This is a genomic window from Streptomyces sp. NBC_00102, from assembly GCF_026343115.1.
In the GTDB taxonomy this organism is placed as follows: Bacteria; Actinomycetota; Actinomycetes; order Streptomycetales; family Streptomycetaceae; genus Streptomyces.
This window is the reverse complement of sequence record NZ_JAPEMC010000001.1, coordinates 4,320,922-4,347,206: the sequence shown is the minus strand read 5'-3', so window position 1 is coordinate 4,347,206 and position 26,285 is coordinate 4,320,922. Positions and strand designations below refer to the sequence as shown.

The window sequence follows — 26,285 nt, the reverse complement described above, 5'->3', positions numbered from 1 at the left end:
TGACGAGGAAAAACGTAGCACGCGATTAAGTCGTGCACAACTTAATCGCGAGAGATGAAGTCATGCTCGATGGAATCGCTCGCGTTCTCTTGAAGTTAGGCTGGTGGTAACCGATCGATGGGACAGAGGAGAGAAGCCATGGGCCACGCCACGGAACCGCCCGAGGAACAGGGCTCACTGCTGCTGGAAGACCAGCTCTGCTTCGCCCTCTACGCGGCCTCGCGGGCGGTGACCGCCCGCTACCGGCCGCTGCTGGACGCGATCGGCCTGACGTATCCGCAGTACCTCGTCATGCTGGCGCTCTGGGAGCGGAACGGCATGAGCGTCCGGGAGCTCGGCACCGCCCTGCATCTGGAGTCCAGCACGCTCTCGCCGCTGCTGAAGCGCCTGGAGGCGGCCGGCCTGATCCGCCGCGAACGCCGCCCCGACGACGAGCGCTCCGTCGCCGTGTACCTCACCGAGGCCGGCACGGCCCTGCGGGAGAAGGCCCTCGGTGTCCCCGTGTCCATCGGCTCGGCCATGGGACTGACCCCTGAAGAGCACACCACGGCGCGGCAGTTGCTCCGACAGCTGATCACCAGCCTCAACAGCGACTGAGCCCCGCCGCACCGCGTGCCCGGCCGCGATCCGCCGGATCCCGTCCGGGCACGCGGCCGGCCGTCAGGCCCCGAACTCGCGCACCGCGTGGCTGTCGCGGCCTGCGGCCCACGCGGCCGGTGCCGCACTACCCGCCGCGTCCACCGGCGGGTAGAACCGTCGGGCCCACCGCCGGAACGGGCCGATCGGGCCGTCGCCGTGCGCCAGCTTCGGGGGCTGGAGGTACTGCTTGTGGTTCCAGATCGGGAAGTCCGCGGCGGTGAACTCGCAGCTGGACCGGAAGACCGCCCGGTCCAGCAGCCTCGCGGCGGTACGGCTCACGGTGCGGGCGAGCGGGGCGGGCAGCCGGGACGGCTCGGTGAAGGCGATGCGGTTGCGTTGCCGGAACTGCATCCGGTGGGGCCCGATGGCGGTCGGCAGCACCATGGTGCACATCCGCAGCCCGAGCCGTGGGGTGTGCACGTCGGCGTGGAGGCAGCCGAGGCCGTACCCGTCCACCTCGATGTCGACGACGAAGTCGCCGAGGAGCGGCGCCGACTCGTGGGCGCGCATGGAGACGTGGAAAGTGTCGTCCTCGTACTCGACCGGCCCGCCCATCTCGGCCCGCTGCCAGCCGTGCAGGGTGGCGAAGTGGCCGAGGTCGACGGAGTTCTCGATGACCTCCTGGACGTTCCCGCCGAGCTCCCACGCGGCCTCGCGGGCGGGGCGGTGGCCGATCTCGTGCCAGGGCGGGACGAACCAGTCGGGCTCCCGCCCGTCGTGGTGCCGCCAGACGAAGACCGCCCCGTTGACCTCGTGCACGGGCAGCCGCGTCAGCGGCGACCTCGGGGGCGGGGTGTCGTACCCGGTACGGACGCAGGTGCCGTCCGGCCCGAAGGCGAACTGGTGGAAGGGGCAGACGAGTTCATCGCCGTCGAGGTGCGCCAGTCCGAGGTGCGCGCCGAGGTGGGGGCAGTACGGCCGGATGGCCCGTAACGCTCCCGACCTGAGCCGGTACAGCACCACGTCCTCCCCGGCGAGCGGCCGGGTCAGCACGGTGCCGGGAGTGAGTTCGGAGGAGAAGGCGAGCGCGGCCCAGCCGCTGGGGTAGGGCAAGGCGGGGGCGCCCGCGAGGTCGGCAGGGGTCGGTCCCTCAGTGATGGCACGGGTGAACGGACGTGGCAGTCCCACGAATTACCCTCTCGGGCCGAGGATCAGCGGTCGCCAGAAGGCTGCCCGCCCCGCCCCGGAATCCCCGCGACACCCCGAGCGCCACCCGAACGTGGTACATACATGCGGATAGTGACACCGGGGGCGGATGGCACTCCCCGAGGCGACGGGCTCAGTCAGCCGTGAACTCGTACTCGATTTCGTAAAGGTGACCAGCTTTCACCATCACCGTCGCTTCGAGCGGGCGCCCTTCCTCGTCCAGGACAACTCTCAGCGTTCGCAGGACGGGCAGGTCTCCCGGCAGCTTCAGGGCGCGATACTGCTCCTGCGTGGGCACCCTCGCGGACACGCGGTCCACGCTGCGCGCGGGCGGGTATCCCAGTTCCGTGAGAGCAGCGGGCGTCCCGCCGGAGATCCTGCGCTTGGCGGCGAGAACGGTGCCCCTCGCCATCTCCAGGGAGTAGTAGGAGGAAACGAGTTCCGCAGGCTCCTCGTCGATCGTGAGCAACTGCCGCCGCAGCACGGCGAAGCCCTGCGCGGGAAGTCCCAGGGCCGCAGCCACGTCCGCTGGCGGCAATGCCTCCGTCACTTCGATCAAGTTGCTGCGGGCACGCCCGCCCTCCTTGGCGACCTCACTCAGCCAGCGGTACGGGCGGCCCGCCTCGGGCGCCGCCATGTACGCGGCAGGGCGCATCGTTCGTTGCCGATGATCTCGTACGGTGACGGCGGCGCCGGCCCTGCCGACGACAAGTCCCTCGTCCTTCAGCAAGTGCAGAGCCTTCTGGACGGTTGCGCCGGCAGCCTCGAAGCGTTCCTTCAGCTGGGCGGTCGAGGGAAGCCTCACCCCAGGAGCCAAGTCGCCGGTCATGATCTCGTCGCGCAGGTCAGCGGCGATCCGCTCATGGAAGGAACGGACGTCCGGGAAATCGCTTCCACTCGCAGCCACAGTCATCCGATCTTGATTTCGTACCGCAACCGCTGCCGCCTCGGCGCCATCACCATGATGTCGACCTGGAACGGGCGCCCCTCCCCGTCCAGCGTGAGCCGGGTCAGCTCCAGGACCGGTTGCCCCGTCACCATGGCCAGTGCGTCGCGTTCCTCGTCACCCGGCATCCGGGCGACGACGTCCTCCCTGGCCGTCACACCCACATGACCGAGAGCTGCGAGGAGTCGGACCGCACCGCCGGGAATTTTGCCACGGCCCTCAAGTGCGGTACCTGCGGCAATGGCCGCAGGGTAGTAGGAATCCGTGAGTTCGCACGGCTCACCGTCGACCTCCATCACCCTTCTGCGGACCACGACCGAGTCGCCGCGAGGCAGCCGGAGAAGGTCGGCAACCACGTCGGGAGCGAGTGCCTCTCCGGCGTACATCACGCGCTGGCTGCCCCGACGCCCGTCGGCGGCGACCTCCGCAGCCCATGCGTCACCCGCACCATCAGCCGGTGGCGTCAGGTAACGCGCCGACGTACTGCCCGCGTCGCCGCCGCTCATGGCTCTCTCCCTCGCAAAACGATCCACCGGACTCAGTCCCTGTGCGACCCACGGTAGGCGACGCACTCTGGCAGCCCAAAGCTCAACCTTGCCACATTTCGCGAATAGCGATACGGTGCAGCCCTCCCGCTCAACAGCAAGGCGGTGGCTCTCTTGTCTCTCGCGCTACAGGAACGGCGTTTCCCTCGATGCCGCACGTCGGTTCGCGCCTCCCGCGACTTCGTCGCCGGCGTCCTCACCGAGTGGGGAATAACTTCCTTGATCGAGGATGCCGAACTCTGCGTGTCAGAACTCGCGACCAACGCCGTTCTGCACGGCACTCCCCCTGGAAGGGAGTTCGCGGTACGCATCCACACCCTCCAGGAATGCGTGCGACTGGAAGTGAGGGACAGCGGGCCCGGTTGCCCGGTGGTCCGGGAAGCGGGCCTGGAGGCAACTTCGGGGCGCGGGCTATTCCTGGTGAGCGCCCTGGCTGACGTTCACGGCGTCACGCTCCACAAGGTGGGGAAAACCGTCTGGCTGGAGTTCCGGAAGAGCCATGCCGCTACCACCTGCCGAGAACCGGGAGAGTAGTCGCCCCCTCCCGCCACGGAGAGGAGCGCCGGGCCACGTGGGCTCCGGCGCTCCTCTCCTACGAACCCAGGATCGTGGTCAGGAACTCCCCCGTCCACGCCAGCAGTTCACGCCCCACGACCGGCTTGCCGCCGATGCGTCCCGCGGTCGGGCGCGGGACCAGGATCTGGTGGGTGGCGGCCTTGATGACGGTCTTCGGGTGGAGGCGCTTGAGGCGCAGTTCCTGCGACTCGCGGAGTTCCACCGGGGCGAAACGGATGTTGGAGCCCTGGAGGACGATCTCGCCGACTCCGCAGGCGCGGGCCAGCATGCGCAGGCCGGCCACGAGGAGGAGGTTCTCGACGGGTTCGGGGAGCTTGCCGTACCGGTCGGTGAGTTCCTCGCGGACCGCGCGGATGTCCTCCTCCGAGTTGGCGGAGGCGATGGCGCGGTAGGCCTGGAGGCGGAGCCGCTCGCCGGGGGCGTAGTCGTGGGGGACGTGGGCGTCGACCGGGAGCTCGATCTTGACCTCCAGCGGCGCTTCCTCCTCCTCGGTGCCCTCCATCTGGGCCCGGTAGTCGGCGACGGCCTCGCCGACCATGCGGACGTAGAGGTCGAAGCCGACGCCCGCGATGTGGCCGGACTGTTCGCCGCCGAGGAGGTTGCCCGCGCCTCGGATCTCCAGGTCCTTCATGGCGACGTACATGCCGGCGCCCATCTCGGTGTGCTGGGCGATGGTGGCGAGGCGCTCGTGGGCGGTCTCGGTGAGCGGCTTCTCCGGCGGGTAGAGGAAGTAGGCGTATCCGCGGTCGCGGCCTCGGCCCACCCGGCCGCGCAGCTGGTGGAGTTGGGAGAGGCCGAAGTTGTCGCCGCGCTCGACGATGAGGGTGTTGGCGTTGGAGATGTCGATGCCGGACTCGACGATGGTGGTGGAGACGAGGACGTCGAACTTCTTCTCCCAGAAGTCCACCACCACTTGTTCCAGGGCCTGTTCGGACATCTGGCCGTGTGCCGTGGCGATCCGGGCCTCGGGGACGATCTCGCGCAGCCTGGCGGCGGCGCGGTCGATGGACTCGACCCGGTTGTGGATGTAGAACACCTGGCCCTCGCGCAGGAGTTCGCGGCGCACGGCGGCGCCGATCTGCTTCTCCTCGTACGGGCCGACGAAGGTCAGTACGGGGTGCCGCTCCTCGGGCGGGGTCGTGATGGTGGACATCTCGCGGATGCCGGTCACGGCCATTTCGAGGGTACGGGGGATGGGGGTGGCGGACATGGTGAGGACGTCGACGTTGGCGCGGAGCTTCTTCAGCTGCTCCTTGTGCTCGACGCCGAAGCGCTGTTCCTCGTCGACGATGACCAGGCCGAGGTCCTTGAACTTGGTCTCGGAGGAGAACAGCCGGTGGGTGCCGATGACGAGGTCGACGGCGCCGTCCTTCAGCCCCGCGAGGGTGGCCTTGGAGTCGGCCTCGGACTGGAATCGGCTCAACGCGCGCACATTGACCGGGAATTGGGAGTAGCGCTCGGTGAAGGTGCCGTAGTGCTGCTGGACGAGCAGCGTCGTGGGGACGAGCACGGCGACCTGCTTGCCGTCCTGTACGGCCTTGAAGGCGGCGCGCACCGCGATCTCCGTCTTGCCGTAGCCGACGTCGCCACAGATCAGGCGGTCCATCGGGACCGTCTTCTCCATGTCCTCCTTGACCTCGGCGATCGTGGAGAGCTGGTCGGGCGTCTCCGCGTACGGGAAGGCGTCCTCCAGTTCGCGCTGCCACGGGGTGTCGGGGCCGAAGGCGTGGCCGGGGGCGGCCATGCGGGCGCTGTAGAGCTTGATCAGGTCGCCGGCGATCTCCTTGACGGCCTTCTTGGCGCGCTGCTTGGTCTTCGTCCAGTCGGCGCCGCCGAGGCGGTGCAGGGTCGGCGCCTCGCCGCCCACGTACTTGGTGACCTGCTCCAGTTGGTCGGTCGGGATGTAGAGCCGGTCGCCGGGCTGGCCGCGCTTGGCTGCGGCGTACTCGACGAGCAGGTACTCGCGGGTGGCGCCCTGCACGGTGCGCTGCACCATCTCGATGTACCGGCCGACGCCGTGCTGTTCGTGGACGATGTAGTCGCCCGCCTCCAGCGTCAGCGGGTCGATGGTCTTGCGGCGGCGGGCGGGCATCCGGCCGAGTTCCTTGGTGGCGGTGCGCTGGCCGGTGAGGTCGGTCTCGGTGAGGACCGCGAGCTTCAGGTCGGCGTCGATGAAGCCGTGGTCGATGGCGCCGCAGGAGACGTGCACCAGGGACGGGGAGACCTCGGTCAGGTCGGGGTCGAGCCGGGCGGGGATGCCCTCGCCGCCGAGCACCTCGACGGTGCGGGAGGCGAGTCCCTGGCCCTCGGTGACGTAGACCGTGCGCCAGCCGTCGGCGATCCAGCCCTTGGTGTCGGCGAGCGCACGGGCGGTGTCGCCGCGGTACGCCTCCGGGGCGCGCATCCCGAGCTTGAGGGTGTCCTCGTCCAGTTCGTCGTCGGCGGCGAACGGGGAGGTGGTCCACCACATCATGGAGAGCTCGCGGGCCCGGTCCCGTACGTCCGCGATGGACCAGAGGGAGGCCGCGCCCACGTCGATCGGGGCCTCGCCGCCGCCCGCGGTGGCCGCCCAGGACGCCTGCAGGAACTCCTGGCTGGTGGCCACGAGGTCCGAGGCCCGGGTGCGTACCCGCTCGGGGTCGCAGACCAGGGTCATCGCACCCTTCGGCAGCACGTCGAGCAGCAGCTCCATGTCGTCCACGAGGACCGGCGCCAGCGACTCCATGCCGTCCACCGCGATGCCCTCGGCGATCTTGCCCAGCAGCTCACCCAGCTCCGGGTGGGCCTCGGCGAGTACGGCGGCGCGTTCGCGGACCTCGTCGGTGAGCAGCAGCTCCCGGCAGGGCGCGGCCCACAGCCCGTGTTCGGCGACCTCCAGGGAGCGCTGGTCGGCGACCTTGAAGTACCGGATCTCCTCGACGTCGTCGCCCCAGAACTCCACCCGCAGCGGGTGTTCCTCGGTCGGCGGGAAGACATCCAGGATGCCGCCACGCACGGCGAACTCACCGCGCTTCTCGACCAGTTCGACCCGGGAGTACGCGGCTGCGGCGAGCGCTTCCACGATGTCGCCCAGGTCGGCGCTCTGCCCGCTGCGCAGCGCTACGGGTTCCAGGTCGCCGAGCCCCTTGACCTGCGGCTGGAGTACGGAACGTACGGGCGCCACGACCACGCTCACCGGCCCCGTCTCCGGGTCGTCGGCGCGCGGGTGCGCGAGGCGGCGCAGCACGGCGAGGCGCCGCCCCACGGTGTCCGAGCGGGGCGAGAGCCGCTCGTGCGGCAGGGTCTCCCAGGACGGGTACTCGGCGACGGAGTCCGGGGGCAGCAGGGTGCGCAGCGCGGCGGCCAGGTCCTCGGCCTCCCGCCCGGTGGCGGTGACCGCGAGGACGGTGCGTCCCGTCCCCCGGGCCAGCGAGGCCACGGCGAAGGGGCGCGCGGCGGGCGGTCCCACCAGGTCCACGCGCATCCGGTGACCGTCGGTGGCGGCCTTCACCGCTTCGGAGAGCGCGGGATCGCGAGCGACGAGATCCAGCAGACCGTGCAGGCTCATGGAGGTCTTCCGTCCGGTGTGGCTTCGGGCTTCCCGGCAGCCGGCTGCCGCCAGGAGCTGCGCGCCGCGCCGTGAGAGGACGCAACGCGAAGGGCCCGACACGTGGAACGGGCCGGGGTCTCCACCCTACGACTCGGGACGGACACTCGCGTGCGGGACCGGGCTCCGGGCGGGCGCTCGGGGGCTCCCCGCACGCCCCCGGGGCCACGGACCGTGGCGGACGGGGCCGCGCCGCCGCAGGGTACGCCGGTGGATGTCGGGGGCTTCTCACGCGTCGAAGGACGCGAACCGCGCCGTACACGGGCTTCGCCACGGGGGCCTGCCGCCGGCGGTCGCCGTGCGCCCGAGCGGTCCGCCGCTCGTCCTGTTCGGGCAGGCGGTTCCCGACTGGGCGGTGAGCGCTTTCCCGGCCCTCGGGGCGATCGCCCTGCTGCGCGCGGGTGCGGCCCGGCTCCCACCGGAGTACGCCCGGCCGGTGCCGCGCCGGGCCGCTCTCGCACGGTTCCCGCGCGTCGCGCTGATGATTCCGGGCGGCCGGCTGAGCATCTTCGGCGCGCTGACCGACGTGACCGCGGACTACCACGTCCTACGCTCCACGGGCCCGCACGGTCGTCGTGCGGGCCCGAACGCGCGGGCCCCCGGAACGTTCCGAGGAACGTTCCGGGGGCCCGGTGGTGCTCGGTGCGGCGCTCGGCCGCCCCGCTCAGCCGTCCGTGGCGATGGCCGCCAGGACGTTCATCCGGCCCGCCCGGAAGGCCGGTACGAGGGCGGCGAACAGGCCGACGAACGCGGAGGCGACGAAGACGGTGAGGATCGTCGGCCAGGGGATCTCCAGCGTGTCCATCCCTTCCAGCGCGAGGAGTTGGTGGGCGGAAGCGCCCCAGCCGATGCCGAGGCCGAGGCCGAGCAGGGCACCGAAGAGGGCGATGACCACCGACTCCAGGCGGATCATCCGGCGCAGCTGGCGTCGGGAGAGGCCGATCGCCCTCAACAGGCCGATCTCACGGGTGCGTTCGACCACCGAGAGGGCGAGGGTGTTCACGACGCCGAGTACCGCGACGACGATGGCGAGGGCGAGCAGGCCGTAGACGATGTTGAGCAACTGCCCGACCTGGTCCTTGAGGTCCTCCTTGAAGTCGGCCTGGTTGCGGGGCTGGTAGACCGGGTAGGGCGCGAGGGCCTTCTTCAGCGCGGCGTAGGCCGTCTTCTCCTGGCCGTCCTCGGCCTGCGCGAACATCATCAGGCTGTCGGGGAGTTGGTCGGCGGCGATGTGCTTGGCGGCGGTGGTGCGGCTGATGTACTTCGCCCCGCCGTCGATGCTGGTGTCGTCGGAGGTGATGGCGGCGACCTTGAGCTTCGCGGAGCCGCCGGCCTTGAACGCCACGTCGAGGGTGTCGCCGACCTTGACGCCGTGCTTGTCGGCGTACTCCTCGCCGACCGATACGGAGTCCTCTTCGTAGGCGGCCGCGAGCTCGCCGGAGAGGACCTCGCGGTGCACGTCCTGCTGGTAGCTGGAGTCGGCGGCGACCAGGCCGTCGTCGTCCGTGCCGCCGTCGGGAGAGGTCACGGTGGCGTTGAGGTAGGTGTAGTGGGTGACGTGCTTCAGGCCGGGGACGGCCTCGACGGCCTTGGCGGCCTGCGGCACGATCGGCTGCCCGTCGGCGGACTGCACGATGAAGTCCGCGCCGACCGACTTGTCGAGCTCGCCGGAGAGGGAAGCGACCATGGAGGCGCCGACGACCGCGAGGCAGGCCACCAGGGCGAGGCCGATCATCAGGGCCGCGCCGGTCGCGCCGGTGCGGCGCGGGTTGCGCAGGGCGTTGCGTTCGGCCATGCGGCCGACGGGGCCGAAGAACCGGAGCAGGACCGTGCTGAGGACCCGTACGACAGCTCCGGCGAGGAGCGGGCCGATGACGATGAACCCGAGGAGGCTGAGGACCACGCCGACTGCCAGCAGGATCGATCCGCCACTCGCCTCGTCGGCGCGCGCGGTTCCCCAGAGGGCCGCGGCGCCGGCGCCGGTGAGGACGATGCCGAGGGCGGCCCGGAGGCGTCCGGCCCGGCCGTCGGCGGGGGTTCCGGCGTCCCGCAGCGCGGCCATCGGCGACACCTTCCCGGCACGCCGGGCGGGTACGTACGCGGCGAGCACGGTGACGACGATGCCGAGCGCGAGGCCGACGACCGGGGTGGTCCAGGCGATGGTGAGGTCGTCGGTGGAGAGTTCCATGCCGACGGCGCCCATCAGCCGCATGAGGCCGACGGCGAGTCCGATGCCCGCGACGACGCCGAGGATCGAGCCGACGATGCCGAGGAGGAAGGCTTCGACCAGCACCGACCGGTTGACCTGGCGACGGCTGGAGCCGATGGCCCGCATCAGGCCGAGCTCGCGGGTGCGCTGGGCGACCAGCATGGAGAAGGTGTTGACGATGAGGAAGATGCCGACGAGGAAGGCGATTCCGGCGAAGCCGAGCATCGCGTACTTGATCACGTCGAGGAAGGACCCCATGGAGTCCTTGCTGTCCTCGGCGGACTCGGCCTGGGTCTTCAGGGTGTAGAGGGAGGTGTCGCCGAGCGCGGTGGCGACGTTGGCCTTCAACTGGGCGTCGCTGACGCCGGATGCGGCGGTGACGCTGATCATGCTGTACGCGTCGGGGCGGCCGAGCAGCTTCGTCTGGGCGGTCTCGGTGTCGAAGTAGGCGATCGCCGCGCCGGGGTTGGTGACGGTGAACTCGGCGATGCCGACGATCTTCGCCCGGAGGTCGCCGGCCGAGGTGATGGTGCGCAGCTCGTCGCCGAGCTTCAGGCCGTGCTTCTCGGCGGTACCGGAGTCGATCATCATCTCGGTGGGTCCGCGCGGCGCGTGGCCCGAGCTGATCCTCATCGAACGCAGGTCGTTGCGCGTCCAGTTGCCCGCGATGGTCGGGGCGCCGGTGTCCGGGCTGAGGTTCTTGTCGTGGCTGTCGACGATCGTGACCTGGAGGGTACTGACCTGACCCTCGGCGTCCTTGACGCCCTCGGCCTTCTCGACCTGGGCGAGGAGCGACGCCGGCATGGTCTCCGGCTTGCCGGAGTCCGGTACGGCGTCCGACTCCTCGGCCGACTTGAGGCCGACCGAGACGTCCGGGGCCGAGACGGTGAAGAGCTTGTCGAAGGTGGTGTTCATGGTGTCGGTGAACACGAGGGTGCCGCAGACGAAGGCCACGGACAGCAGGACGGCGACGGCCGAGAGGGCCATCCGCCCCTTGTGCGCGAGGAAGTTGCGCAGCGAGGTCTTGAGGACGGTCATGACGTCCGCCCGCGGCTGTCGAAGTTCTTCATGCGGTCGAGGACCTGGTCGGCGGTGGGGTTGCGCATCTCGTCGACGATCTTGCCGTCCGCGAGGTAGAGCACCCGGTCCGCGTAGGAGGCGGCGACGGGGTCGTGGGTGACCATGACGATGGTCTGGCCCAGCTGGTCCACGGAGGTGCGGAGGAAGGACAGCACCTCGGCGCCGGCCCGCGAGTCGAGGTTTCCGGTCGGCTCGTCGCCGAAGATGATCTCGGGGCGGGCGGCGAGGGCGCGGGCGACCGCGACGCGCTGCTGCTGGCCGCCGGAGAGCTGGGTCGGCCGGTGCTTCAGCCGGTCCGCGAGGCCCACGGTCTCCACGACCTGCCGCAGCCACTCCGCGTCGGGCTTGCGGCCCGCGATGTCCATCGGCAGCGTGATGTTCTCCAGCGCGTTCAGCGTCGGCAGCAGGTTGAACGCCTGGAAGATGAACCCGATCCGGTCGCGGCGGAGTTGGGTGAGCTTCTTGTCCTTGAGGCCGGTGATCATCGTCTCGTGGAGGAAGATCTCGCCGGAGGTCACCGTGTCGAGTCCGGCCAGGCAGTGCATCAGCGTCGACTTGCCGGAGCCCGACGGGCCCATGATCGCGGTGAACTCGCCGCGTGCGATGTCGACATCGACGTGGTCGAGGGCGACGACCCGTGTCTCGCCGGTGCCGTACGCCTTCACCACCTGGCGTGCTCGCGCTGCCACGGCGGTCCGTTCTCCGGCGCCCCCGTGCCTGGGATTGGTCACAGCCGTCGTCACGATTCTCTCCTCCAAGGATGGGCGTACGCCGCCCCACGAACGCGGTGGTCCCCGCCCGTCCACCGCCGTCGGCCGCACTCCGCGACCTGATGACAACGCTAGGGAATGACGTGACCCGATCACCTCGTCCACGGGGAGGACCGTTCCCTTGGGCGCTGGGGGGAGGTCCCCCTAGGGGTTGGGCGGGAGGGCCTCGTCCTGCGGGCGGTGGGGCTGTCCCCCGGTCGCCCTACGGCTGTCCCCAGGCAGCCCCGCCCCGGTCACCCCCGGCTGTCCCCCGGGTCGCCCCGCCGGCAGCGTGCCCGCCGTCCCTGTCCGGGCACCCCGACCGAACCCGGCTCTCCCCCGGGTCGACCTCGGGTGCCCCGCCCCGAAAACGCCCTCCGCCCCGTGCGCCCGTGAGCGCCCTGCCCTCGTGACGAACGGAATGAGACAGTGGTCCCGACAGATACGTGCAGGGGGAAGGAATGTCTGTGGGCGCCACGAGCAGCGCGGACGGCAACACCGACGCGGGCCGCGGCCCCGGTACCGCCGTCCCGGTGCCGGCGGCGCCGAATCCCCCCGTACCCCGGGCCGTCGTGGCGGCGCTGATGGTGGCGATGGCGCTGGCCGCGGTGGACGGCACGATCGTCTCCACGGCGGTGCCGCAGATCGTCGGCGACCTCGGCGGGTTCGCGGTGTTCTCGTGGCTGTTCTCCGGCTACCTGCTGGCGGTGACCGTCACCCTGCCGGTGTACGGGAAGCTCTCCGACACCTTCGGCCGCAAGCCCGTACTGGTCGCCGGAATCGTGCTGTTCGCGGTGGGTTCGCTGCTCTGCGCCTCCGCGTGGAACATGACGGCGCTGATCGCCTTCCGGGTCGTCCAGGGTCTGGGTGGCGGGGCGCTCCAGGGGACGGTGCAGACCATCGCCGCCGACCTCTTCCCGCTCAAGGAGCGCCCGAAGATCCAGGCCAAGATCTCGACGGTCTGGGCGATCTCGTCGGTGGCTGGCCCTGCGATCGGCGGCCTGCTCGCCACGTACGCGGACTGGCGCTGGATCTTCCTGGTGAACCTGCCGGTCGGCGCGCTCGCGCTCTGGCTGGTCGTACGTCACTTCCACGAGCCCGCCCGCCCGCGCCCCGAAGCGGCGCCCCGGATCGACTGGGCGGGTGCGCTCGGCATCTTCGCCTCCACCGCGCTGCTGCTGACCGCGCTCGTGCAGGGCGGGGTCGCCTGGGACTGGTTCTCGGTTCCGTCGCTGGGCCTGTTCGGGGCGAGCGTGGTCCTCGCGGCGCTCACGGTCCTGGTGGAGCGGCGGGCGGCCGACCCGATCGTGCCGGGGTGGGTGTGGCGGCGGCGCCCGATCGCCTCGGTCAACCTGGCTCTGGGCGCGATGGGGCTGCTGATGGTGGCGCCGACCGTCTTCCTGCCGACGTACGCGCAGTCCGTCCTCGGGCTCGGGGCGATACCGGCCGGCTTCGTGCTCTCGGTGATGACGCTGAGCTGGCCGGTGGCGGCGGCGCTGTCGAACCGGGTGTACGGGCGTATCGGCTTCCGCTTCACCGCGATGATCGGCATGGGCGGCGCGCTGCTGGCGCTGCTCGCCTTCCCGGCCCTCCCGTATCCGGGGGCGGTGTGGCAGCCGGTGCTGATCATGCTGCTGCTCGGCGCCTCGCTCGGGCTCTTCCAGCTCCCGCTGATCGTGGGCGTCCAGTCGACGGTGGGCTGGTCCGAGCGCGGGACGACGACGGCGTCCGTGCTCTTCTGCCGCCAGCTCGGCCAGTCGCTGGGTGCCGCGCTCTTCGGTGCCGTAGCCAACGCGACGCTGGCGGCCCGGCTCGACGGCGCCTCGGCCGCGGGGCTGCCCGGGGACCTGGACTCCGTGAGCCACGCGCTGGAGGACCCGGGCGCGCTGACCGTCCGCGCGGCCGACACGCTGCGGCGCGCGGTGGACGCGGCGGTGGACCACGTGTACCTGGGTGCGGCGGCGGCCGCGGCGCTGGCGCTCCTCGTCCTCCTCGTGGTGGCCCCGAAGCGCTTCCCGATCGCCGCGGAGGAACCCGACGGTACGCCCGGGCGCTGACGCTCCCGAGCCGCCCCGAAATTTCGCCTCCTGTCCAGAGGCGCCAACTGGCCTATTTACGACCACAGTTCGGCCATTCTTCGCCATCCGCTGGCTACTCGTGAGTAACGTCGCCACGATGCCACCACCAGTCCCGTTCGCGTGCCTTGCAGTCCCCCTCGTACCGGCTCATGCAAGGAGCAGCACTGCCCATGTCTCACGCGTACCACGAGCCCCATGAGCCCTTGGAGCTCCCGCCTCCGCCGCCGCCGTTCCAGCGCGACTATCTGCTCCCCTGGCAGAGCTCCCCGCCACCGGAGCCCGCGGCGCCGCGCTTCCCGGCGGCGGGCACCCGCGCGCAGACTCCGGGCCGCCACCGCGACCTGCGGCGGCTGCGCACCTCGTACCGGGTGCTGCGCAGGGTCTCCACGCTCGCGGCGCTGGGCTACTTCACGGCGTTCCTGGCTCTCTCCACGTACGCCCCCGGGCTGATGGGACGGGACGTCGGCGTCGGCGGGCTGAACCTCGGGCTGCTGCTCGCGCTGACCCAACTGCCCATCGCCCTGCTCTCCTTGGTGCTCTACGAGCGCACCGCCCGGCGCACCGTGGACCCGCTCGCCGCCGAGCTGCGCCGGCGCTCCCGGCCCACCGACACCGCGGTTCGGCCCAGCAGTCGGGGAACCGGCCGGTGACCGGCTTCGACGAGTCCGCGCAGGCGACGTCCCTCGTGGTGTTCATCGCCGTGGCCACCATGGTGCTGCTGCTCTGCGTCCTGGCCGGTCCCGACCGGGACAACCTGGAGGAGTTCTACACCGGGTACAGCAATCTGGCGCCGCTGCGCAACGGCCTTGCCATCGCCGGGGATTACCTCTCCGCCGCCACGGTCCTGAGCACCACCGGCGTCATCGCGCTCACCGGGCACGACGGGCTGGTCCTCGTGCTGAGCACGGTCCTCTCACTGGTGCTGCTGATGTTCCTGCTGGCCGAACCCCTGCGCAACGCGGGCCGGTTCACCCTGGGGGACGTACTCGCCCGCCGGGCCCCGGGACGTGGCGTACGGATCACCGCCTGCACGGTCACACTCGTCGCTCTCGTGCCGTTCATGGCGGTCCAACTGGCGGGCAGCGGAAACCTCCTGGCGTTCATCCTCGGCTTCGACAGCTCCGGATTCCGCACCGGCGCCATCGCCGCCGTCGGTGCCGTGATGATCAGCTACGCGGTGATCGGCGGGATGCGCTCCACCGCCCTGATCCAGATCATGAAGACGGTGACGCTCGTCGGGGCGGGGCTGCTCATCTCCGTACTGATCCTGGACCGCTTCCACTGGGACACCGGCGCCCTGCTCGCCGCCGCGGCACGGCGGAGCGGGGCCGGGGACGCGTATCTGAGGGCGGGGCTCCAGTACGGGGGCGACGACCTCGACATGATCAGCTCCGAGCTGACCGTCGTGCTGGGCGCCGCGTGCCTGCCGCACATCATCATGCGGATGTCCGCCGTCAAGAGCGCCCGGGCGGTGCGCCGTTCGCTCTCCTGGGCGGTATCGGCGGTCGTCCTCGTCTGTGTGTTCCTCACCGTGATCGGCTTCGGTGCCGCCGCCCTCGTCGGCCACAGCGCCGTCTCGGCGGGCGGCAGCCAGGGCAGCAGCGCGATCCTCCAGGTGACCAGTGTGGTCGCGGGCGGCGGGCGCACCGGGGCGCTGATCGCGACGATGATGACCACGGCGATCTTCCTGACCCTGCTCGCCTCGGTCGCCGGGATGACGCTGGCCTGTGCGAACTCCCTGGCCCACGATCTCTTCGCGCACGGTCTCGCCCGCGCGGACCGGCCCGCTCCCGCGCCGCGTACCGAGATCATGACGGCCCAGGGAGCGGCGATCGGGGTCGGCATCCTCGCGACGGTGCTCGCGGTCGTCGCCCGGCACTGGAACGTGCAGGCGCTGGCGATCTTCTCGTTCTGCGTCGGCGCTTCGGCGCTCGCTCCGGCGCTCGTCTACAGCCTGTTCTGGCGCCGCTTCACCCGTACCGGGCTGCTCTGCACGCTGATCGTGGGCACCACGGGGGTGGTGGTGCTGATGTCGGGCACCAACCTGATCTCCGGGACTCCGGGGGCGGTCTTCCCGGACGTGGACGCGAACTGGTTCCCGTTCACGACGACCGGGCTGGTCTCCATCCCGGTCGGCTTCCTCGCGGGCTGGCTGGGGACGGTCCTCGGCCGCAGGCCTGCCGCCGAGGAGCGCCGCCGCTACGAGCAGGTGGAGCCGTGGATCCTGGCCGGGGCGCCCCCGGCGACACGGCGGTGAGGCGCGTCGCCGGAGGCCGCCGGGGTGGGGACCGGGGTCAGAGGCTGTCGAAGTCGGGGAGGGTGAGCGAGCCGTCCTCGGCGAGCGTGAACCCCGGGTTGTGCGCGATCTCCCAGGCGTGGCCGTCGGGGTCGGTGAAGACACCGGCGTAGCCGCCGTAGAACGTCGTCGCGGCGGGCCGGGTGATGGTGGCGCCCGCTCGCCCGGCCGTCGTGAGGAGTTCGTCGACCTCCTCGGGCGACCGGAGGTTCTGCGCGAGCGCGATCCCGCCGAAACCGGCCGGGCCGTGGTCTTCGAGGCCGCAGTCGGCCGCGAGCTTCTCGCGGGACCACAGCACGACCGCGAGGCCGCCCACCTGGTAGAAGACCGTGTCCTGGACCGTCTGCCCCTCCCACCCCAGGGCCTCGTAGAACGACCTCGCGCGGGCGAGATCGGTGACGCCCAACGTGACCAGACTGATGCGCTGTTCCATGCGCCTCACCGTACCGGCGCCGCCTGCGGTATCCCGGGCAACCGGACCGTCACGACGAGCCCGCCGGCCGGTCGGGGGGTGAGATCGAGGGTCCCGTCGTGGGCCCGGACGACGCTCGCCACCAGGGCGAGCCCGAGGCCGACGCCCGCGTGCTCGTCGGTGCGTACGCGCTCCGACCCGCGCCGGAAGGGCTCGGTGAGGGTCGGTACCAGCTCCGGGGGGAGCGGATCGCCCGTGTTCTCGACCCGCAGCACGCTCGTGCCACCGGCCCGCGTCCCGGTGTGGACGGTGACGGTGCCGCCGGAGGGGAGGTTGTGGACGACGGCGTTCTGCACGAGGTTGGTCACCATCCGCAGCAGGAGCGTCGCGGAGCCGGATACGTGCGCGGGCCCGCCGGTGACGTCGAGCGTGGTCCCGCGGTGTTCGGCGAGCGGGAGCAGCGTCTCGGCGGCCTCCTCGGCGAGGAGGGAGAGGTCGACGGGCTCGCGGGTGAAGTCCTTGCGGTCGCCCCGGCTGAGCAGCAGAAGGGCCTCGGTGAGTGCGATCGCCCGGGTGTTGACCGTGTGGAGCCGCTCGACGAGTTCCCGCCGGTCCCCCGCGGGGTCGGTGCGCGCGACGTCGAGGAGCGCCTTCGAGACGGCGAGCGGGGTGCGCAGTTCGTGGGAGGCGTTGGCGGCGAACCGCCGCTGCTCGGCAACGTGCGATTCCAGCTGTTCGAGCATGGTGTCGAAGGCGTCGGCGAGTTCACGGAACTCGTCCTGCCTGCCCTCCATGGCGATCCGGTGGGAGAGCGAGCCGTGTGCGGCGGTCCTGGCGGCGGCGGTGATCCGGGTGAGGGGCGCGAGCATCCGCCCGGCCAGGAACCAGCCGCCCAGCAGGCCGAAGACCAGCAGGAAGGCGAGGGCCGAGGCGGCGGCGGGGGCGAAGACGTGCAGGACGACGGTCCGGTTGGGGTTGATCCCGAGCAGGCCCCGGTTGTTGTCGGGCAGGTAGCGCAGCACGTACCCCCACACCACGGCCAGCAGGATCGCACCGGCGAGGAGGATGAATCCGGCGTAGCTGAGGGTGAGTTTCAGCCGAGCGCTGAGCCCCGGGGGCCTACGCACGGGTACCGCCGGGGCCGGGCGCGTCCGGTCCTCCCGTGTCGATGCGGTAGCCGACGCCGGGCACGGTGGCGATGAGCCAGGGTTCGCCCAGCCGCTTGCGCAGCGCGGAGACGGTGATGCGGACGGCGTTGGTGAAGGGGTTGGCGTTCTCGTCCCAGGCCCGCCGCAGCAGTTCCTCGGCGCTGATGACCCCGCCCTCGGCGGCGACCAGCACTTCGAGCACGGCGAACTGTTTCCGGGTGAGGGCGACGTGCCGCCCGTCCCGGAAGACCTCCCGGCGGAAGGGGTCGAGCCGGAGGCCCGCGATCTCGCTGACCGGCGGCCGGACGTGCCCGCGCCGGCGGTCGAGCGCCCTCAGCCGCAGCACGAGTTCCCTGAGCTCGAAGGGTTTGGTGAGGTAGTCGTCGGCCCCCAGCTCGAACCCGGACGCCTTGTCGTCGATCCGGTCCGCGGCGGTGAGCATGAGGATCGGGGTGCCGCTTCCGGAAGCGACGATGCGCCGGGCGACCTCGTCGCCGGACGGGCCCGGGATGTCCCGGTCGAGGACCGCGAGGTCGTAGGAGTTGACGCTCAGCAGCTCCAGCGCGGAGTCTCCGTCACCGGCGATGTCGGCGGCGATCGCCTCCAGCCGCAGGCCGTCCCGGACGGCCTCGGCGAGGTAGGGCTCGTCCTCCACGATCAGCACACGCATGCCTGAAGCGTACGGTCCGCTTCCTGGCCCCCGACGGGGCGGGACGGCGGCGGGTCCGGCTGCCGGGTCCGGGCTGCCGGGTCCGGCTGTCCCGCTCGTCGCGACGGGTGCCGCGTCCGGTCAGGAGCCCTCGGCGCGCAGCCACCAGCGCCGGGAGGCGAGCCCGGCCAGCAGGGCGCCGGCGGTGTTGACCAGTACGTCGTCCACGGAGGACACCCGGTCCAGCCGCAGGACGTACTGCAGGATCTCCACCAGCACCGAGCAGCCCGCGCCGAGGGCCAGGACGCGCGCGGCGGATGCCATCGCCGCGAACCGCAGAGGGGCGAAGAACCCCAGCGACGCGAAGACCAGCAGGTTGCCGACGATGCCCAGCGCCCCCATGGTGGCGAGGTCCCGCAACGGCACCAGGCTGAAGCGGCCGGGGACCTGCCCGGCCATGGCGCCCGGCATCATCGTCAGCCACAGGAAGGGCACCGTCCCGTGGACCATGCCCACCTCGGCGAGCGACGTCCGCCACGCCCCCGGCACCCCGGCGGCCCGACGGCGCCGGGCCAGGGCCCACGCGACCAGCACGGCGACCGGCAGCAGGACCAGCGTCATCAGCACCACGCCGTTGAACGTGTCGAAGCAGCCGTGCCACGCGAAGGCCGCGCATCTGCGCGCGGGCATCAGGAGCATCCGCCGCACCATGAACGCGCCGCCGAGAAGCAAGAGGCCCACCAGGCAGAGCAGCACGGTCCCGAGCCCGCCCACGCCGCGACGGGGCGGTGTCGCGGGCGGCGTCGTGGGCGGCGTCGTGGGCGGGACCGAGAGGGATGCGGGTCGGGTCATGCTGCCAGGGAACACGCCGGCCCGTTGCCGGGGCGTATGCGGTTTTCGATACGCCCGCGATATGCGGGGCGTCGGACCACGGCCGCCCCGTGCTCCGTTCAGCCGCACTCGGACTCCACCGGGAGCCAGAGTTCGGCCTCGGCCTCGGTCTTGTCCGGCGACAGCCGGGTGCGCAGGATCTCCGGGCCGGGACGGCCCCGGTACGGGTTCGACGGGAACCACTCGGCGTACACGTCCCGCCACAGCTCCTGAATGGCCTGCGGGATCGGACCGGAGGCGGTGAAGACCCCCCAGGTGCCTGCCGGGACGGCCAGGGCGGTCACGCCGTCCGGCACTTCCCCGGAGGTGATCACGCCCTGGTAGTAGTCGAGTTCGGTGCCTTCGGCGCGGCTGGGGTCGAGATCGTCGCAGACCGCGACGATGCCCCGCGGCTCCTGGTCGGAGAGCTTCTCCAGGCTCTCCAGCGTCCCCGGTCCGATGCCGCGGACGAAGTCGATGATCGCCTGGTTCGGCCCCAGGTGCACCAGGGGTACCCGTGCCTTGGGCCCGGCGACGGTGAAGGCCGGTTTCTCCACGATGCGGTAGCGCATGCTGCTGCTTCCTTCGACGGTGAGGCGGAAGGACATCCGGGACTGGGAGTGGAGAGCGGCGCCGGTACGCCGCGCCTCGCCCGGCCCGATGCCGTGCATGGCCCGGAACGCCCGCGCGAACGCCTCGCCGGAGCCGTAGCCGTACCGCACCGCGATCTCCAGCAACGTCTCGCGGCCCGCGAGCACTTCGGCCCCCGCGAGGGTGAGCCGACGGCGGCGTACGTACTCCGACAGCGGCATGCCCGCCAGCGCGGAGAACATCCGGCGCAGGTGGTACTCCGAGGTCGCCGCGATACGGGCCAGCTCGCCCACGTCGATCGCCTGATCGAGGTGGAGCTCGATGTGCTCCATGGCCTGGTTCAGCCGCTCCAGCATGCCCGGTGTCCCTCCTCTTGACGATCACCACGCTAGGAGGAGCCCATCACACCGCACCCGACATCCTGTGCCCGATGGTGTCGGGTCCGCCGGAGCCGGCCGATTCACGGGGCCCTGCCGTCGCAGCGGGCAGCGAGCAGGGGGAAGGGGCGGCGGAACTCCCTTGGTAGGGTGCGCCGATGTCAACGATCAGACAGTTCCAAGTGACCTTCGACTGCGCGGGACCCGCGCGCCTGGCGGCATTCTGGTGTGAGGTGCTGGGGTACGTCGTGCCGCCGGTCCCGGAGGGCTTTGCCACGTGGGAGGCATACCACGGCTCGCTGCCGCCCGAGGAGCAGGTGGTCTACTTCGCGTGCTCCGATCCCTCGGGAGTGGGGCCGCGCGTGCTCTTCCAGCGGGTTCCCGAAGGCAAGGTCGTCAAGAACCGGCTGCATCTCGATGTGCGGGCCGGTATCGGGCTCGTGGGTGAGGAGCGCCTCGCCACGCTTGAGGCCGAGTGCGCACGACTGGTCGCGCTCGGCGCGTTCCATGTGCGGACGATGCGTGCCGACGGCGAGAACGAGTCCTGCATCGTGATGCAGGACCCCGAGGGCAACGAGTTCTGCCTCGACTGAGGCGTCGTGGTGCCGACGGGGGCTCTGGCGCCGGACTCCGCCCAGGCCCGGTAGCGGCAGTGGCGCGAGACTCGACAACCCCGGCCCGACACGTCGTACGCCCCCGCACGGGCGGCACCGGCACCGGCACCGGCCTCAGCGCACCCACGGTCCCGGGAGATCCCGGCGCAGGGTTTCGAGGTCGGCGGCCGTACGCCCCCACGCGTGGGTCCAGCAGTGGTCATGCACGCCGTCCCGGCGCACCAGCCGGCCGGGGGCCGCGTACCAACGTACGGGCGAGTCGGCCCCGGACGCCCACATGGGGTGGTCGGGCAGGTCCACCCGGACATACCGCTCGTGGAGACTCGGCAGCAAGGTGTCCGGCAGCTCGCACGCGTCGTAGAGGCGGAGCTCGTCCGCGCCGAAGAGCGCTTCACTGAGGGCGAGTTCGACCCATGCGAGGGACATCCGGTCGAGGAACGGGAGCCAGCCGTCGCTGGATTCCACCACGACCGGCGGATCGTCCTGGTCGATCCCGGCCAGGGGAATCGCCCACTGGGCGCAGCCCTGGTTCTCGTGGCGGAACACCAGGACGCCCCCCATGGCATCGTCCACATGGAGTCCCGTGACCGGGACGAGTGGATCCTGTTGCCGGGTCAGGTCGGCCCGGCGCCCGAAGAGGGCGTACCCCTCGCGCAGGGCAGCCGGGAGACGGAAGCCCAACCCAGCTTCCACAGCTGCCAACTCGGCTTCCCCGAAGCCGTCTTCCGGCTCCAGCGGGCGCCCCGCCCACGCGTCGGCGAACCAGCGCACGAAGTCCCAGGCATGGGTGCGCGTACGCACTCCGCCTCGCAGCGCCACGGAGACATCAGGACCGTCCAGCATGCCGAGGAGGTTACGGGCCCCGCCCCCTTCGGGGCAGCCCCGGGGTCGCCCGGAAGCCCGCTTCCCGAGGCCCCCGGTCCGGCCGGGCAGGGAGTCCACGCGCCGCACCCCGGCACACGGGTCGCGCTCCCGCCGCCCCCGCTCGCGAACGCCCGGGAATCACGAACACTCCCGAGTGAACCAGGCGTAGCCGTGGTGACACTCACCGTGATCATGGGCTTACGGTCGGAGCGCGCTGTCTGCGCCGCTTCCACGGCGCCACCGACCCGCCAGACCGAACGACCTACGGACAGGAAGAAACGATGAGCAAGCTGACCGAAGAAGAGGCCAAGGAACTGTTCTCCGAGATCGACAAGGACAACAACGGAACGATCCGCCTGGGGGAACTCAGGGACTACGGCCAGGCCAACGAGGGCAAGCTGGACGGTCTCAAGCTCGCCGACTTCGTCCGGGCGGCCGACGCCGACGGAGACCGCCGGATCACGCGGGAAGAGTTCGCGGCGTACTTCGCGTGACCCGGCACGACACCGTGCCGGTGCCCTGACCCGGTAGGACTGCGTCCGGGTACGACAACGCCCGGTACGACAGGGCCACGACGGGCCACGCACGGCGTCGTACCGACGCCGCCGGCCGAGGTGGGAACCAGGCGAGGCTTCCACCTCGTCCGGGGCGGAACCGATCCGTAGGCTGCCCGGATGAGTGAACCCACGGACTTCGGGGCCCTTTTGGGGCGGCTGATGGAGTGCAGGCGGCTGGATGCCACCGCGCTGGGCCAGGCGTCGGGGGTCGCGAGGGGCGAACTGGCCCGTGTACTTACGGGAGTCGAGCCGAGCCCTTCCGAGCTGCGGAGGCTCGCGCCCGCGCTGGGACTGCACACGGCGGATCTCGTCGTGATCGCCGGTGTCGACCTCCCGGACGACCTCGCACCGGTGGATACGCGAGCCGGATCACAGGTGGTCCGACTGGTGCGCATCGCGGTCGGCCTGCGGCCGGAACAGCGCCAAGCCCTAAGAGACTTCATGGCGTCGATGCCCCGAGAATGGCGGGTTCCCGCTGCCCCGGCTTCAGCGCCGCCCTTCGAGCGGTACCCGAACACGCCCGGGGCGCTTCTCATGCGGCTGATGCGGAACCGCAACCTCGGGTGGACCGCCACGGCACAGACGTTCCTCGTCGTCACGGGACGCTACTGGTCGGCCTCCACCTACGGAGGGGTCGGGCGCGGGACGGTCCCGCTCACCGCTGAACTCCTGGCGGACTTCTGTGCCGTTCTCGATGTCACCGCCGAAGATCTGGCGGCCTTGACCGGCATCACCCCGACCGCCCCCCGGTCGACCGGGGATCATCCCGACGAAGCGGGCAGCGGAGTGGCCGGACTCGTCTGGGACGTACGGCGGCTCACCGCAGCGCAGTTGGAGCGGGCCGTCGAGTACGCGGAGTCCCTGCGCCACTGAGCCCGGCAGGTCATCCCACCGGGGCGCCGCCAACTCCTCCCGCACCGCCGGTCGTCGGCCCGCCAGCTGGCACCTCACCGGGCGCCGGTAAGCCGCCCCCCGGTGAGGCGGCGGACTCCCCAAGAACCGGGTGAAAGAACTCACCCCCCTCCCTCCCCTCCGTGTCATCACTCGTGCGGGTGACTCGGTTGCTCCGGGGCAGTTCGGGCGGTTACGTTCAGCGCAACGACTTCATACACAGAGCGACCCCCGCCCGGGACGGCAATCCCAGCCGGGGGTCTGACCACTCAGGAAGGCTTCCACTTCCCCATGGCTGTAACCGACTTTATCGCGCCCCCGCGCGCCCAATCCGGGCCCGCACACCCACCCTCCGGGGTGACGCACATCCGCACCCGCTTGACCTCCGACTTCACGATCCTGCACAACGCCCTGGCCCAACGCCTCGGCAGCGCGGTCGCGGTGGGCGTCGGGGCGTACATCCTGTCGCTGCCCGACGGCGCCCCCGTGACCGTCGACGCCCTCTGCGCCCACTTCGACGAGGGCCGCGTCACGCTCGCCCGGGCCCTGCGGGAGCTGGAGCGGGCGGGGTATCTGGTGCGCCGGAAGGAACGCTGGGCCGGGGGTCTCATCCGTACCCGGACCTTCTTCCGTACGGTCCCGGACCTGCTACTGCCCGAGCCAGGGCCCCTGAACGGGAAGTCGCCGGACCAGCCCGCCCCGGTACCGCCCGCTCCCGTACTGCCCACTCCCGTACTGCCCGCTCCTCGACTGCCCGCCGACACGTCGGCCGTCCTCGGCCTGGAGCCGGAGCCGGAGCCTGAGCCCACCGAAGCCGCCGTCGCCGTCGCCGTCGCCGTCGCCGTCGCCGTCGCCACAGAGGAAGCCCCCGAGGCTCCCGCAGCCACAGCCGAGCAGGACGAGGCGGACGAGGCGGACGAGGCGGACGAGGCAGACGAGGCAGACGGTGAGGAAGACGCCCCGCTCGGCATCACCGGAGTCGATCCGCAGGCCGTCGTCATCCTGGCCTCGCTGCGCATCGTCGACTCCCGGCTGATCCTCTCCCGGCGCGAAGTGAGCAAGCTGGCACCCGCCGTCGCCGACTGGCTGGCCCACGGGGTGGACGCGGCGACGATCACCGAGACCCTGACCGCCACTCTCCCGACGCCCCTCCGCGCCCGCCCGGCCCGCATCCTCGCCTACCGCCTCCGCGACCGGCCCATGCCGTTGCCGTCGCGTCCCCCCTCGACCGATGCAACAGGCTCCATTGGCACCCACATTGACGCACCATCATCACGGAGCGCCTCGCTCCCCTGGCAGACCTGCGACGGCGACTGCGAGCGCGCGTTCCGGGCGGCCGAGCCGGGCGTGTGCCGGGATTGCGCCACACCTGACGGCCCGGCGCCCGAGCCCACCGCCGACGCGGCCACCGGCTCGATCGCGTCCATGCGGACCGCTCTCCGCGAGAGCAGGGACGCCCGAGCCGCCGCACCCGCCAAACGAAAGAGGTTCACCGCCCGCAATCAGCCCTGGGCGCAGGTCCCGGCACCGGCCTGAGCGTTGCGGCGCGGGCGGACGCGAGGCTCACCGCAGCGAACGGGGTGCCCGAAACAGCTCCCGCGCCCTGATCACACCACCCACACCGAGGGCAGAGCCGCCTCGCTCTCGACCGGCACCCCCGGGGACAGCCTTTGTGCCGCACGTACAGTGCGGTCGTGGACGACATCCCGTGGTTCGAGTACGACGAGGGCGACCTCGACCCAGCCCAACGCGCCTTCGTCGACGTCCTGGCCGAACGCGCGGAATCCTGGCTGGTGGACCCGCTCGACACCGTGGTGCTGCCCTCGGCGCACACCTCCGACGGCCGGCTGATCGTCTACCTGGACATCTCCGACCCGCAACGCGACCAGGGCGTCCTGACGGTGGGCGCCCACTTCGACGGGATCGTCGTCCATGGGGGCAAGCTCCACAACCAGGACTTCACCATCCAGCAGGCCGCGAGCGACTTCGCCTTCGAAGCTGCCGGCAGCCCTGCGGAGTTGGGAAACAGAGCTGCCGATTGGTTCGAGGCGGTCCTTGCGCGACCTCTCGTCCGCTGGGAATGGCGTCACGCGGAAAGCGTGTACGCGGTCCGCTACGAGTACGCGGATACGGGACGAAGCCTCTGCGAGGGCTTCGAGACTCCCCTGGCGCCGGACGCGCTGCAGAAGAGACTGGCCGCAGACGGCGTGGCCCGAGGTCGCGGCCGGATCAACCTGGCCTGCCTGGGGCGACCGGACGTGATCGCGCACGTCCGGGGCGGTCAGCCGGACCGGTAGTCGCGGCACCACTCTTCCACCCCGAAATCTGGTCCCCTCCCCGCCCGTCACCCCTCCTGGGACGGCCGGGTGCCGGTACGCCCGGTCAGGGCGGCGAGGGAGTTGCGCACGTGGGCCATGCGGGCGTGCAACTCCTCGCGGGCCTCCTGGTGTTCGCGCAGGATGCGCTCGGTCTCGCGCACCACCCGCTCCTCGCGCACCCGTGCCTCGGCGAAGAGCTCGGCGGCGCGGTCCCCCGCGTCCTCCTGGCGGTGGCGCGCGGCCTCCTCGGCCTCCGTGCGGCCGCGCCACGCCGCCGCGAGGACGGCCTCGGCGCGGCCCATCAGCTCATCGTGACGTGTCGTCACTTCGGTTTCGTGGGCCAGCAGTTCGGCCTCGGACCGCTTGTGACGCTCGGCGTGTTCCTGTTCCTGGTGGGTGAGGACGCTCGACGTACGGGCGCGGGTCTGGGCCATCAGCTCCTCGCCCTCCGCGCGCGTGCGGGCGGCGTCCTCGCCCGCCGCCGCCAGGGTCTGCGCGGCCGACTGGCGGGCCTCGGCGAGGATGCGTTCGGCGTCCTCCCCGGCCTGGGCGCGTACCTTCTCGGCGTACGCGCGGGCCGCGTCACGGGTCTCGCGCCCGGCGGTCTCGGCGGCGTCGAGCAGCGCCTGTGCGGTCTCCTGGGCGGCGGCGCCGGACTCGGCGACCTCTTCCTCGGTGAGGGCGAGTATCGACCGGGCGCGCTCGCTCAGCTCCTGGTACGTCTGCGGGGCCAGACCGGCGACCTGCTCGGCCAGCCGGGCCGATTCGGCCGCCAGCTCCTCCGCGAGGCGGGTCAGCCGGGAGAGCTCGTCCAGGGCGGCGTTCCGCTGGGCCGAGAGTGCGGCGACGAAACGATCCACCTGCTCCGGGCGGTAACCACGTCCTCGTCCCCCCACGAAGTCATGTCCGGACACCGGTGCAGCACTCATTACTGAAGCCCTCTCTTCCGCACGTCTTCCGCACGCCGCCATCGATCCTGAGGTCAAGGATGCGGCAATTGGGCCGGAAGTCGGAATCGATCAGCCGCTTTCCGGACGGAAGCGACCGGCGTCACAGCCCGGCGGCGTCCGCGAACGCCCACCGCAAACACTCCAAGGGATACCCGGCCGGACCGGGCCGGACACGCGAAGACGCCCACCCCTTC

At 71.4% G+C, this 26,285-nt stretch carries 23 protein-coding genes; 10 read left to right on the top strand and 13 right to left on the bottom strand.

Features of this window, described 5'->3' with window-relative positions:
* Window positions 1-138 precede the first annotated feature (138 nt).
* Complete coding sequence (locus OHA55_RS19540; protein ID WP_266708068.1) at window positions 139-597, top strand: MarR family winged helix-turn-helix transcriptional regulator; 459 nt, start codon at window positions 139-141, stop codon at window positions 595-597.
* Window positions 598-660: 63 nt separating this feature from the next.
* On the opposite strand, the gene OHA55_RS19535 is transcribed toward OHA55_RS19540, so the two are convergent.
* The 3 genes from OHA55_RS19535 to OHA55_RS19525 form a co-directional block, all read right to left on the bottom strand.
* Entirely contained in the window at window positions 661-1,767 is a 1,107-nt protein-coding gene (locus OHA55_RS19535; RefSeq protein WP_266708066.1) for a Rieske 2Fe-2S domain-containing protein, read from the bottom strand.
* A gap of 151 nt (window positions 1,768-1,918) precedes the next feature.
* On the bottom strand, window positions 1,919-2,698 hold the full coding sequence (locus tag OHA55_RS19530; protein ID WP_266708064.1) for a GntR family transcriptional regulator: 780 nt from the start codon (window positions 2,696-2,698) through the stop codon (window positions 1,919-1,921).
* Window positions 2,695-3,237 carry a UTRA domain-containing protein gene (locus tag OHA55_RS19525; protein WP_266708062.1) on the bottom strand — a complete coding sequence of 181 codons (543 nt, stop codon included), beginning with the start codon at window positions 3,235-3,237 and terminating at the stop codon, window positions 2,695-2,697. Before OHA55_RS19525 ends, OHA55_RS19530 begins: the two co-directional genes overlap by 4 nt.
* Window positions 3,238-3,381: 144 nt before the next feature.
* Between OHA55_RS19525 and OHA55_RS19520 the strand changes: the two genes are divergently transcribed.
* Window positions 3,382-3,810 carry an ATP-binding protein gene (locus OHA55_RS19520; protein WP_323180431.1) on the top strand — a complete coding sequence of 143 codons (429 nt, stop codon included), beginning with the start codon at window positions 3,382-3,384 and terminating at the stop codon, window positions 3,808-3,810.
* Between the two features lie 58 nt (window positions 3,811-3,868).
* On the opposite strand, the gene mfd is transcribed toward OHA55_RS19520, so the two are convergent.
* The 3 genes from mfd to OHA55_RS19505 form a co-directional block, all read right to left on the bottom strand.
* Window positions 3,869-7,399: a transcription-repair coupling factor gene (mfd, locus tag OHA55_RS19515; protein WP_266708058.1), complete on the bottom strand. Its 3,531-nt coding sequence runs from the start codon at window positions 7,397-7,399 to the stop codon at window positions 3,869-3,871.
* Window positions 7,400-8,102: 703 nt separating this feature from the next.
* Window positions 8,103-10,685 (bottom strand): ABC transporter permease, encoded by a 2,583-nt coding sequence (locus OHA55_RS19510; RefSeq protein WP_266708056.1) that lies wholly within the window; start codon window positions 10,683-10,685, stop codon window positions 8,103-8,105.
* Window positions 10,682-11,470, bottom strand: coding sequence for an ABC transporter ATP-binding protein (locus tag OHA55_RS19505; RefSeq protein ID WP_266708054.1), 789 nt, complete (start codon window positions 11,468-11,470; stop codon window positions 10,682-10,684). The genes OHA55_RS19510 and OHA55_RS19505 overlap by 4 nt, the downstream gene beginning before the upstream one ends.
* A 590-nt stretch (window positions 11,471-12,060) precedes the next feature.
* On the opposite strand from OHA55_RS19505, the gene OHA55_RS19500 reads away from it, so the two are divergent.
* From OHA55_RS19500 to OHA55_RS19490, 3 genes are all read left to right on the top strand, one after another.
* Window positions 12,061-13,533 (top strand): MFS transporter, encoded by a 1,473-nt coding sequence (locus OHA55_RS19500; protein ID WP_266710818.1) that lies wholly within the window; start codon window positions 12,061-12,063, stop codon window positions 13,531-13,533.
* A 191-nt stretch (window positions 13,534-13,724) separates the two neighbouring features.
* Window positions 13,725-14,204, top strand: coding sequence for a DUF485 domain-containing protein (locus tag OHA55_RS19495; RefSeq protein ID WP_266708052.1), 480 nt, complete (start codon window positions 13,725-13,727; stop codon window positions 14,202-14,204).
* Window positions 14,201-15,811 (top strand): cation acetate symporter, encoded by a 1,611-nt coding sequence (locus OHA55_RS19490; RefSeq protein ID WP_266708050.1) that lies wholly within the window; start codon window positions 14,201-14,203, stop codon window positions 15,809-15,811. The genes OHA55_RS19495 and OHA55_RS19490 overlap by 4 nt, the downstream gene beginning before the upstream one ends.
* Before the next feature lie 37 nt (window positions 15,812-15,848).
* Here the strand turns inward: OHA55_RS19490 and OHA55_RS19485 are convergent, their stop codons facing one another.
* The 5 genes from OHA55_RS19485 to OHA55_RS19465 form a co-directional block, all read right to left on the bottom strand.
* Window positions 15,849-16,283 (bottom strand): VOC family protein, encoded by a 435-nt coding sequence (locus OHA55_RS19485; protein WP_266708048.1) that lies wholly within the window; start codon window positions 16,281-16,283, stop codon window positions 15,849-15,851.
* A gap of 5 nt (window positions 16,284-16,288) precedes the next feature.
* Window positions 16,289-17,389: a HAMP domain-containing sensor histidine kinase gene (locus OHA55_RS19480; protein ID WP_266708046.1), complete on the bottom strand. Its 1,101-nt coding sequence runs from the start codon at window positions 17,387-17,389 to the stop codon at window positions 16,289-16,291.
* Entirely contained in the window at window positions 17,382-18,080 is a 699-nt protein-coding gene (locus tag OHA55_RS19475; protein WP_266708044.1) for a response regulator transcription factor, read from the bottom strand. The genes OHA55_RS19480 and OHA55_RS19475 overlap by 8 nt, the downstream gene beginning before the upstream one ends.
* Window positions 18,081-18,200: 120 nt before the next feature.
* Window positions 18,201-18,911: a VanZ family protein gene (locus tag OHA55_RS19470; RefSeq protein ID WP_266708042.1), complete on the bottom strand. Its 711-nt coding sequence runs from the start codon at window positions 18,909-18,911 to the stop codon at window positions 18,201-18,203.
* 98 nt (window positions 18,912-19,009) lie between these two features.
* Window positions 19,010-19,876 carry an AraC family transcriptional regulator gene (locus OHA55_RS19465; protein ID WP_266708040.1) on the bottom strand — a complete coding sequence of 289 codons (867 nt, stop codon included), beginning with the start codon at window positions 19,874-19,876 and terminating at the stop codon, window positions 19,010-19,012.
* 179 nt (window positions 19,877-20,055) lie between these two features.
* Here OHA55_RS19465 and OHA55_RS19460 point away from each other — a divergent pair, with 179 nt between their 5' ends.
* On the top strand, window positions 20,056-20,490 hold the full coding sequence (locus OHA55_RS19460) for a VOC family protein (RefSeq protein WP_266708038.1): 435 nt from the start codon (window positions 20,056-20,058) through the stop codon (window positions 20,488-20,490).
* 135 nt (window positions 20,491-20,625) lie between these two features.
* Here OHA55_RS19460 and OHA55_RS19455 read toward each other — a convergent pair whose 3' ends face one another.
* Complete coding sequence (locus OHA55_RS19455) at window positions 20,626-21,354, bottom strand: SMI1/KNR4 family protein (protein ID WP_266708036.1); 729 nt, start codon at window positions 21,352-21,354, stop codon at window positions 20,626-20,628.
* Window positions 21,355-21,656: 302 nt separating this feature from the next.
* Here OHA55_RS19455 and OHA55_RS19450 point away from each other — a divergent pair, with 302 nt between their 5' ends.
* The 4 genes from OHA55_RS19450 to OHA55_RS19435 all read left to right on the top strand — a co-directional run bounded on the left by OHA55_RS19450 (window position 21,657) and on the right by OHA55_RS19435 (window position 25,120).
* On the top strand, window positions 21,657-21,869 hold the full coding sequence (locus tag OHA55_RS19450; RefSeq protein ID WP_266708034.1) for an EF-hand domain-containing protein: 213 nt from the start codon (window positions 21,657-21,659) through the stop codon (window positions 21,867-21,869).
* 180 nt (window positions 21,870-22,049) lie between these two features.
* Window positions 22,050-22,805 (top strand): helix-turn-helix transcriptional regulator, encoded by a 756-nt coding sequence (locus OHA55_RS19445; protein WP_266708032.1) that lies wholly within the window; start codon window positions 22,050-22,052, stop codon window positions 22,803-22,805.
* A 396-nt stretch (window positions 22,806-23,201) separates the two neighbouring features.
* Window positions 23,202-24,359 (top strand): hypothetical protein, encoded by a 1,158-nt coding sequence (locus OHA55_RS19440; RefSeq protein ID WP_266708030.1) that lies wholly within the window; start codon window positions 23,202-23,204, stop codon window positions 24,357-24,359.
* A gap of 158 nt (window positions 24,360-24,517) precedes the next feature.
* The gene (locus OHA55_RS19435; RefSeq protein WP_266708028.1) at window positions 24,518-25,120 is read left to right on the top strand and encodes a hypothetical protein; all 603 of its coding nucleotides are present in this window, start codon (window positions 24,518-24,520) and stop codon (window positions 25,118-25,120) included.
* Window positions 25,121-25,167: 47 nt separating this feature from the next.
* Here OHA55_RS19435 and OHA55_RS19430 read toward each other — a convergent pair whose 3' ends face one another.
* Entirely contained in the window at window positions 25,168-26,070 is a 903-nt protein-coding gene (locus OHA55_RS19430) for a cellulose-binding protein (protein WP_266708026.1), read from the bottom strand.
* Between the last annotated feature and the right edge of the window lie 215 nt (window positions 26,071-26,285).

Bases quoted from the DNA above. Each gene is read 5' to 3' on its own strand.
- OHA55_RS19540 (WP_266708068.1), top strand. From the start codon at position 139: ATGGGCCACGCCACGGAACCGCCCGAGGAACAGGGCTCACTGCTGCTG.
- OHA55_RS19530 (WP_266708064.1), bottom strand. From the start codon at position 2,698: ATGACTGTGGCTGCGAGTGGAAGCGATTTCCCGGACGTCCGTTCCTTC.
- OHA55_RS19525 (WP_266708062.1), bottom strand. From the start codon at position 3,237: ATGAGCGGCGGCGACGCGGGCAGTACGTCGGCGCGTTACCTGACGCCA.
- mfd (WP_266708058.1), bottom strand. From the start codon at position 7,399: ATGAGCCTGCACGGTCTGCTGGATCTCGTCGCTCGCGATCCCGCGCTC.
- OHA55_RS19510 (WP_266708056.1), bottom strand. From the start codon at position 10,685: ATGACCGTCCTCAAGACCTCGCTGCGCAACTTCCTCGCGCACAAGGGG.
- OHA55_RS19500 (WP_266710818.1), top strand. From the start codon at position 12,061: ATGGTGGCGATGGCGCTGGCCGCGGTGGACGGCACGATCGTCTCCACG.
- OHA55_RS19495 (WP_266708052.1), top strand. From the start codon at position 13,725: ATGTCTCACGCGTACCACGAGCCCCATGAGCCCTTGGAGCTCCCGCCT.
- OHA55_RS19485 (WP_266708048.1), bottom strand. From the start codon at position 16,283: ATGGAACAGCGCATCAGTCTGGTCACGTTGGGCGTCACCGATCTCGCC.
- OHA55_RS19475 (WP_266708044.1), bottom strand. From the start codon at position 18,080: ATGCGTGTGCTGATCGTGGAGGACGAGCCCTACCTCGCCGAGGCCGTC.
- OHA55_RS19470 (WP_266708042.1), bottom strand. From the start codon at position 18,911: ATGACCCGACCCGCATCCCTCTCGGTCCCGCCCACGACGCCGCCCACG.
- OHA55_RS19465 (WP_266708040.1), bottom strand. From the start codon at position 19,876: ATGCTGGAGCGGCTGAACCAGGCCATGGAGCACATCGAGCTCCACCTC.
- OHA55_RS19460 (WP_266708038.1), top strand. From the start codon at position 20,056: ATGTCAACGATCAGACAGTTCCAAGTGACCTTCGACTGCGCGGGACCC.
- OHA55_RS19455 (WP_266708036.1), bottom strand. From the start codon at position 21,354: ATGCTGGACGGTCCTGATGTCTCCGTGGCGCTGCGAGGCGGAGTGCGT.
- OHA55_RS19450 (WP_266708034.1), top strand. From the start codon at position 21,657: ATGAGCAAGCTGACCGAAGAAGAGGCCAAGGAACTGTTCTCCGAGATC.
- OHA55_RS19445 (WP_266708032.1), top strand. From the start codon at position 22,050: ATGAGTGAACCCACGGACTTCGGGGCCCTTTTGGGGCGGCTGATGGAG.
- OHA55_RS19430 (WP_266708026.1), bottom strand. From the start codon at position 26,070: ATGAGTGCTGCACCGGTGTCCGGACATGACTTCGTGGGGGGACGAGGA.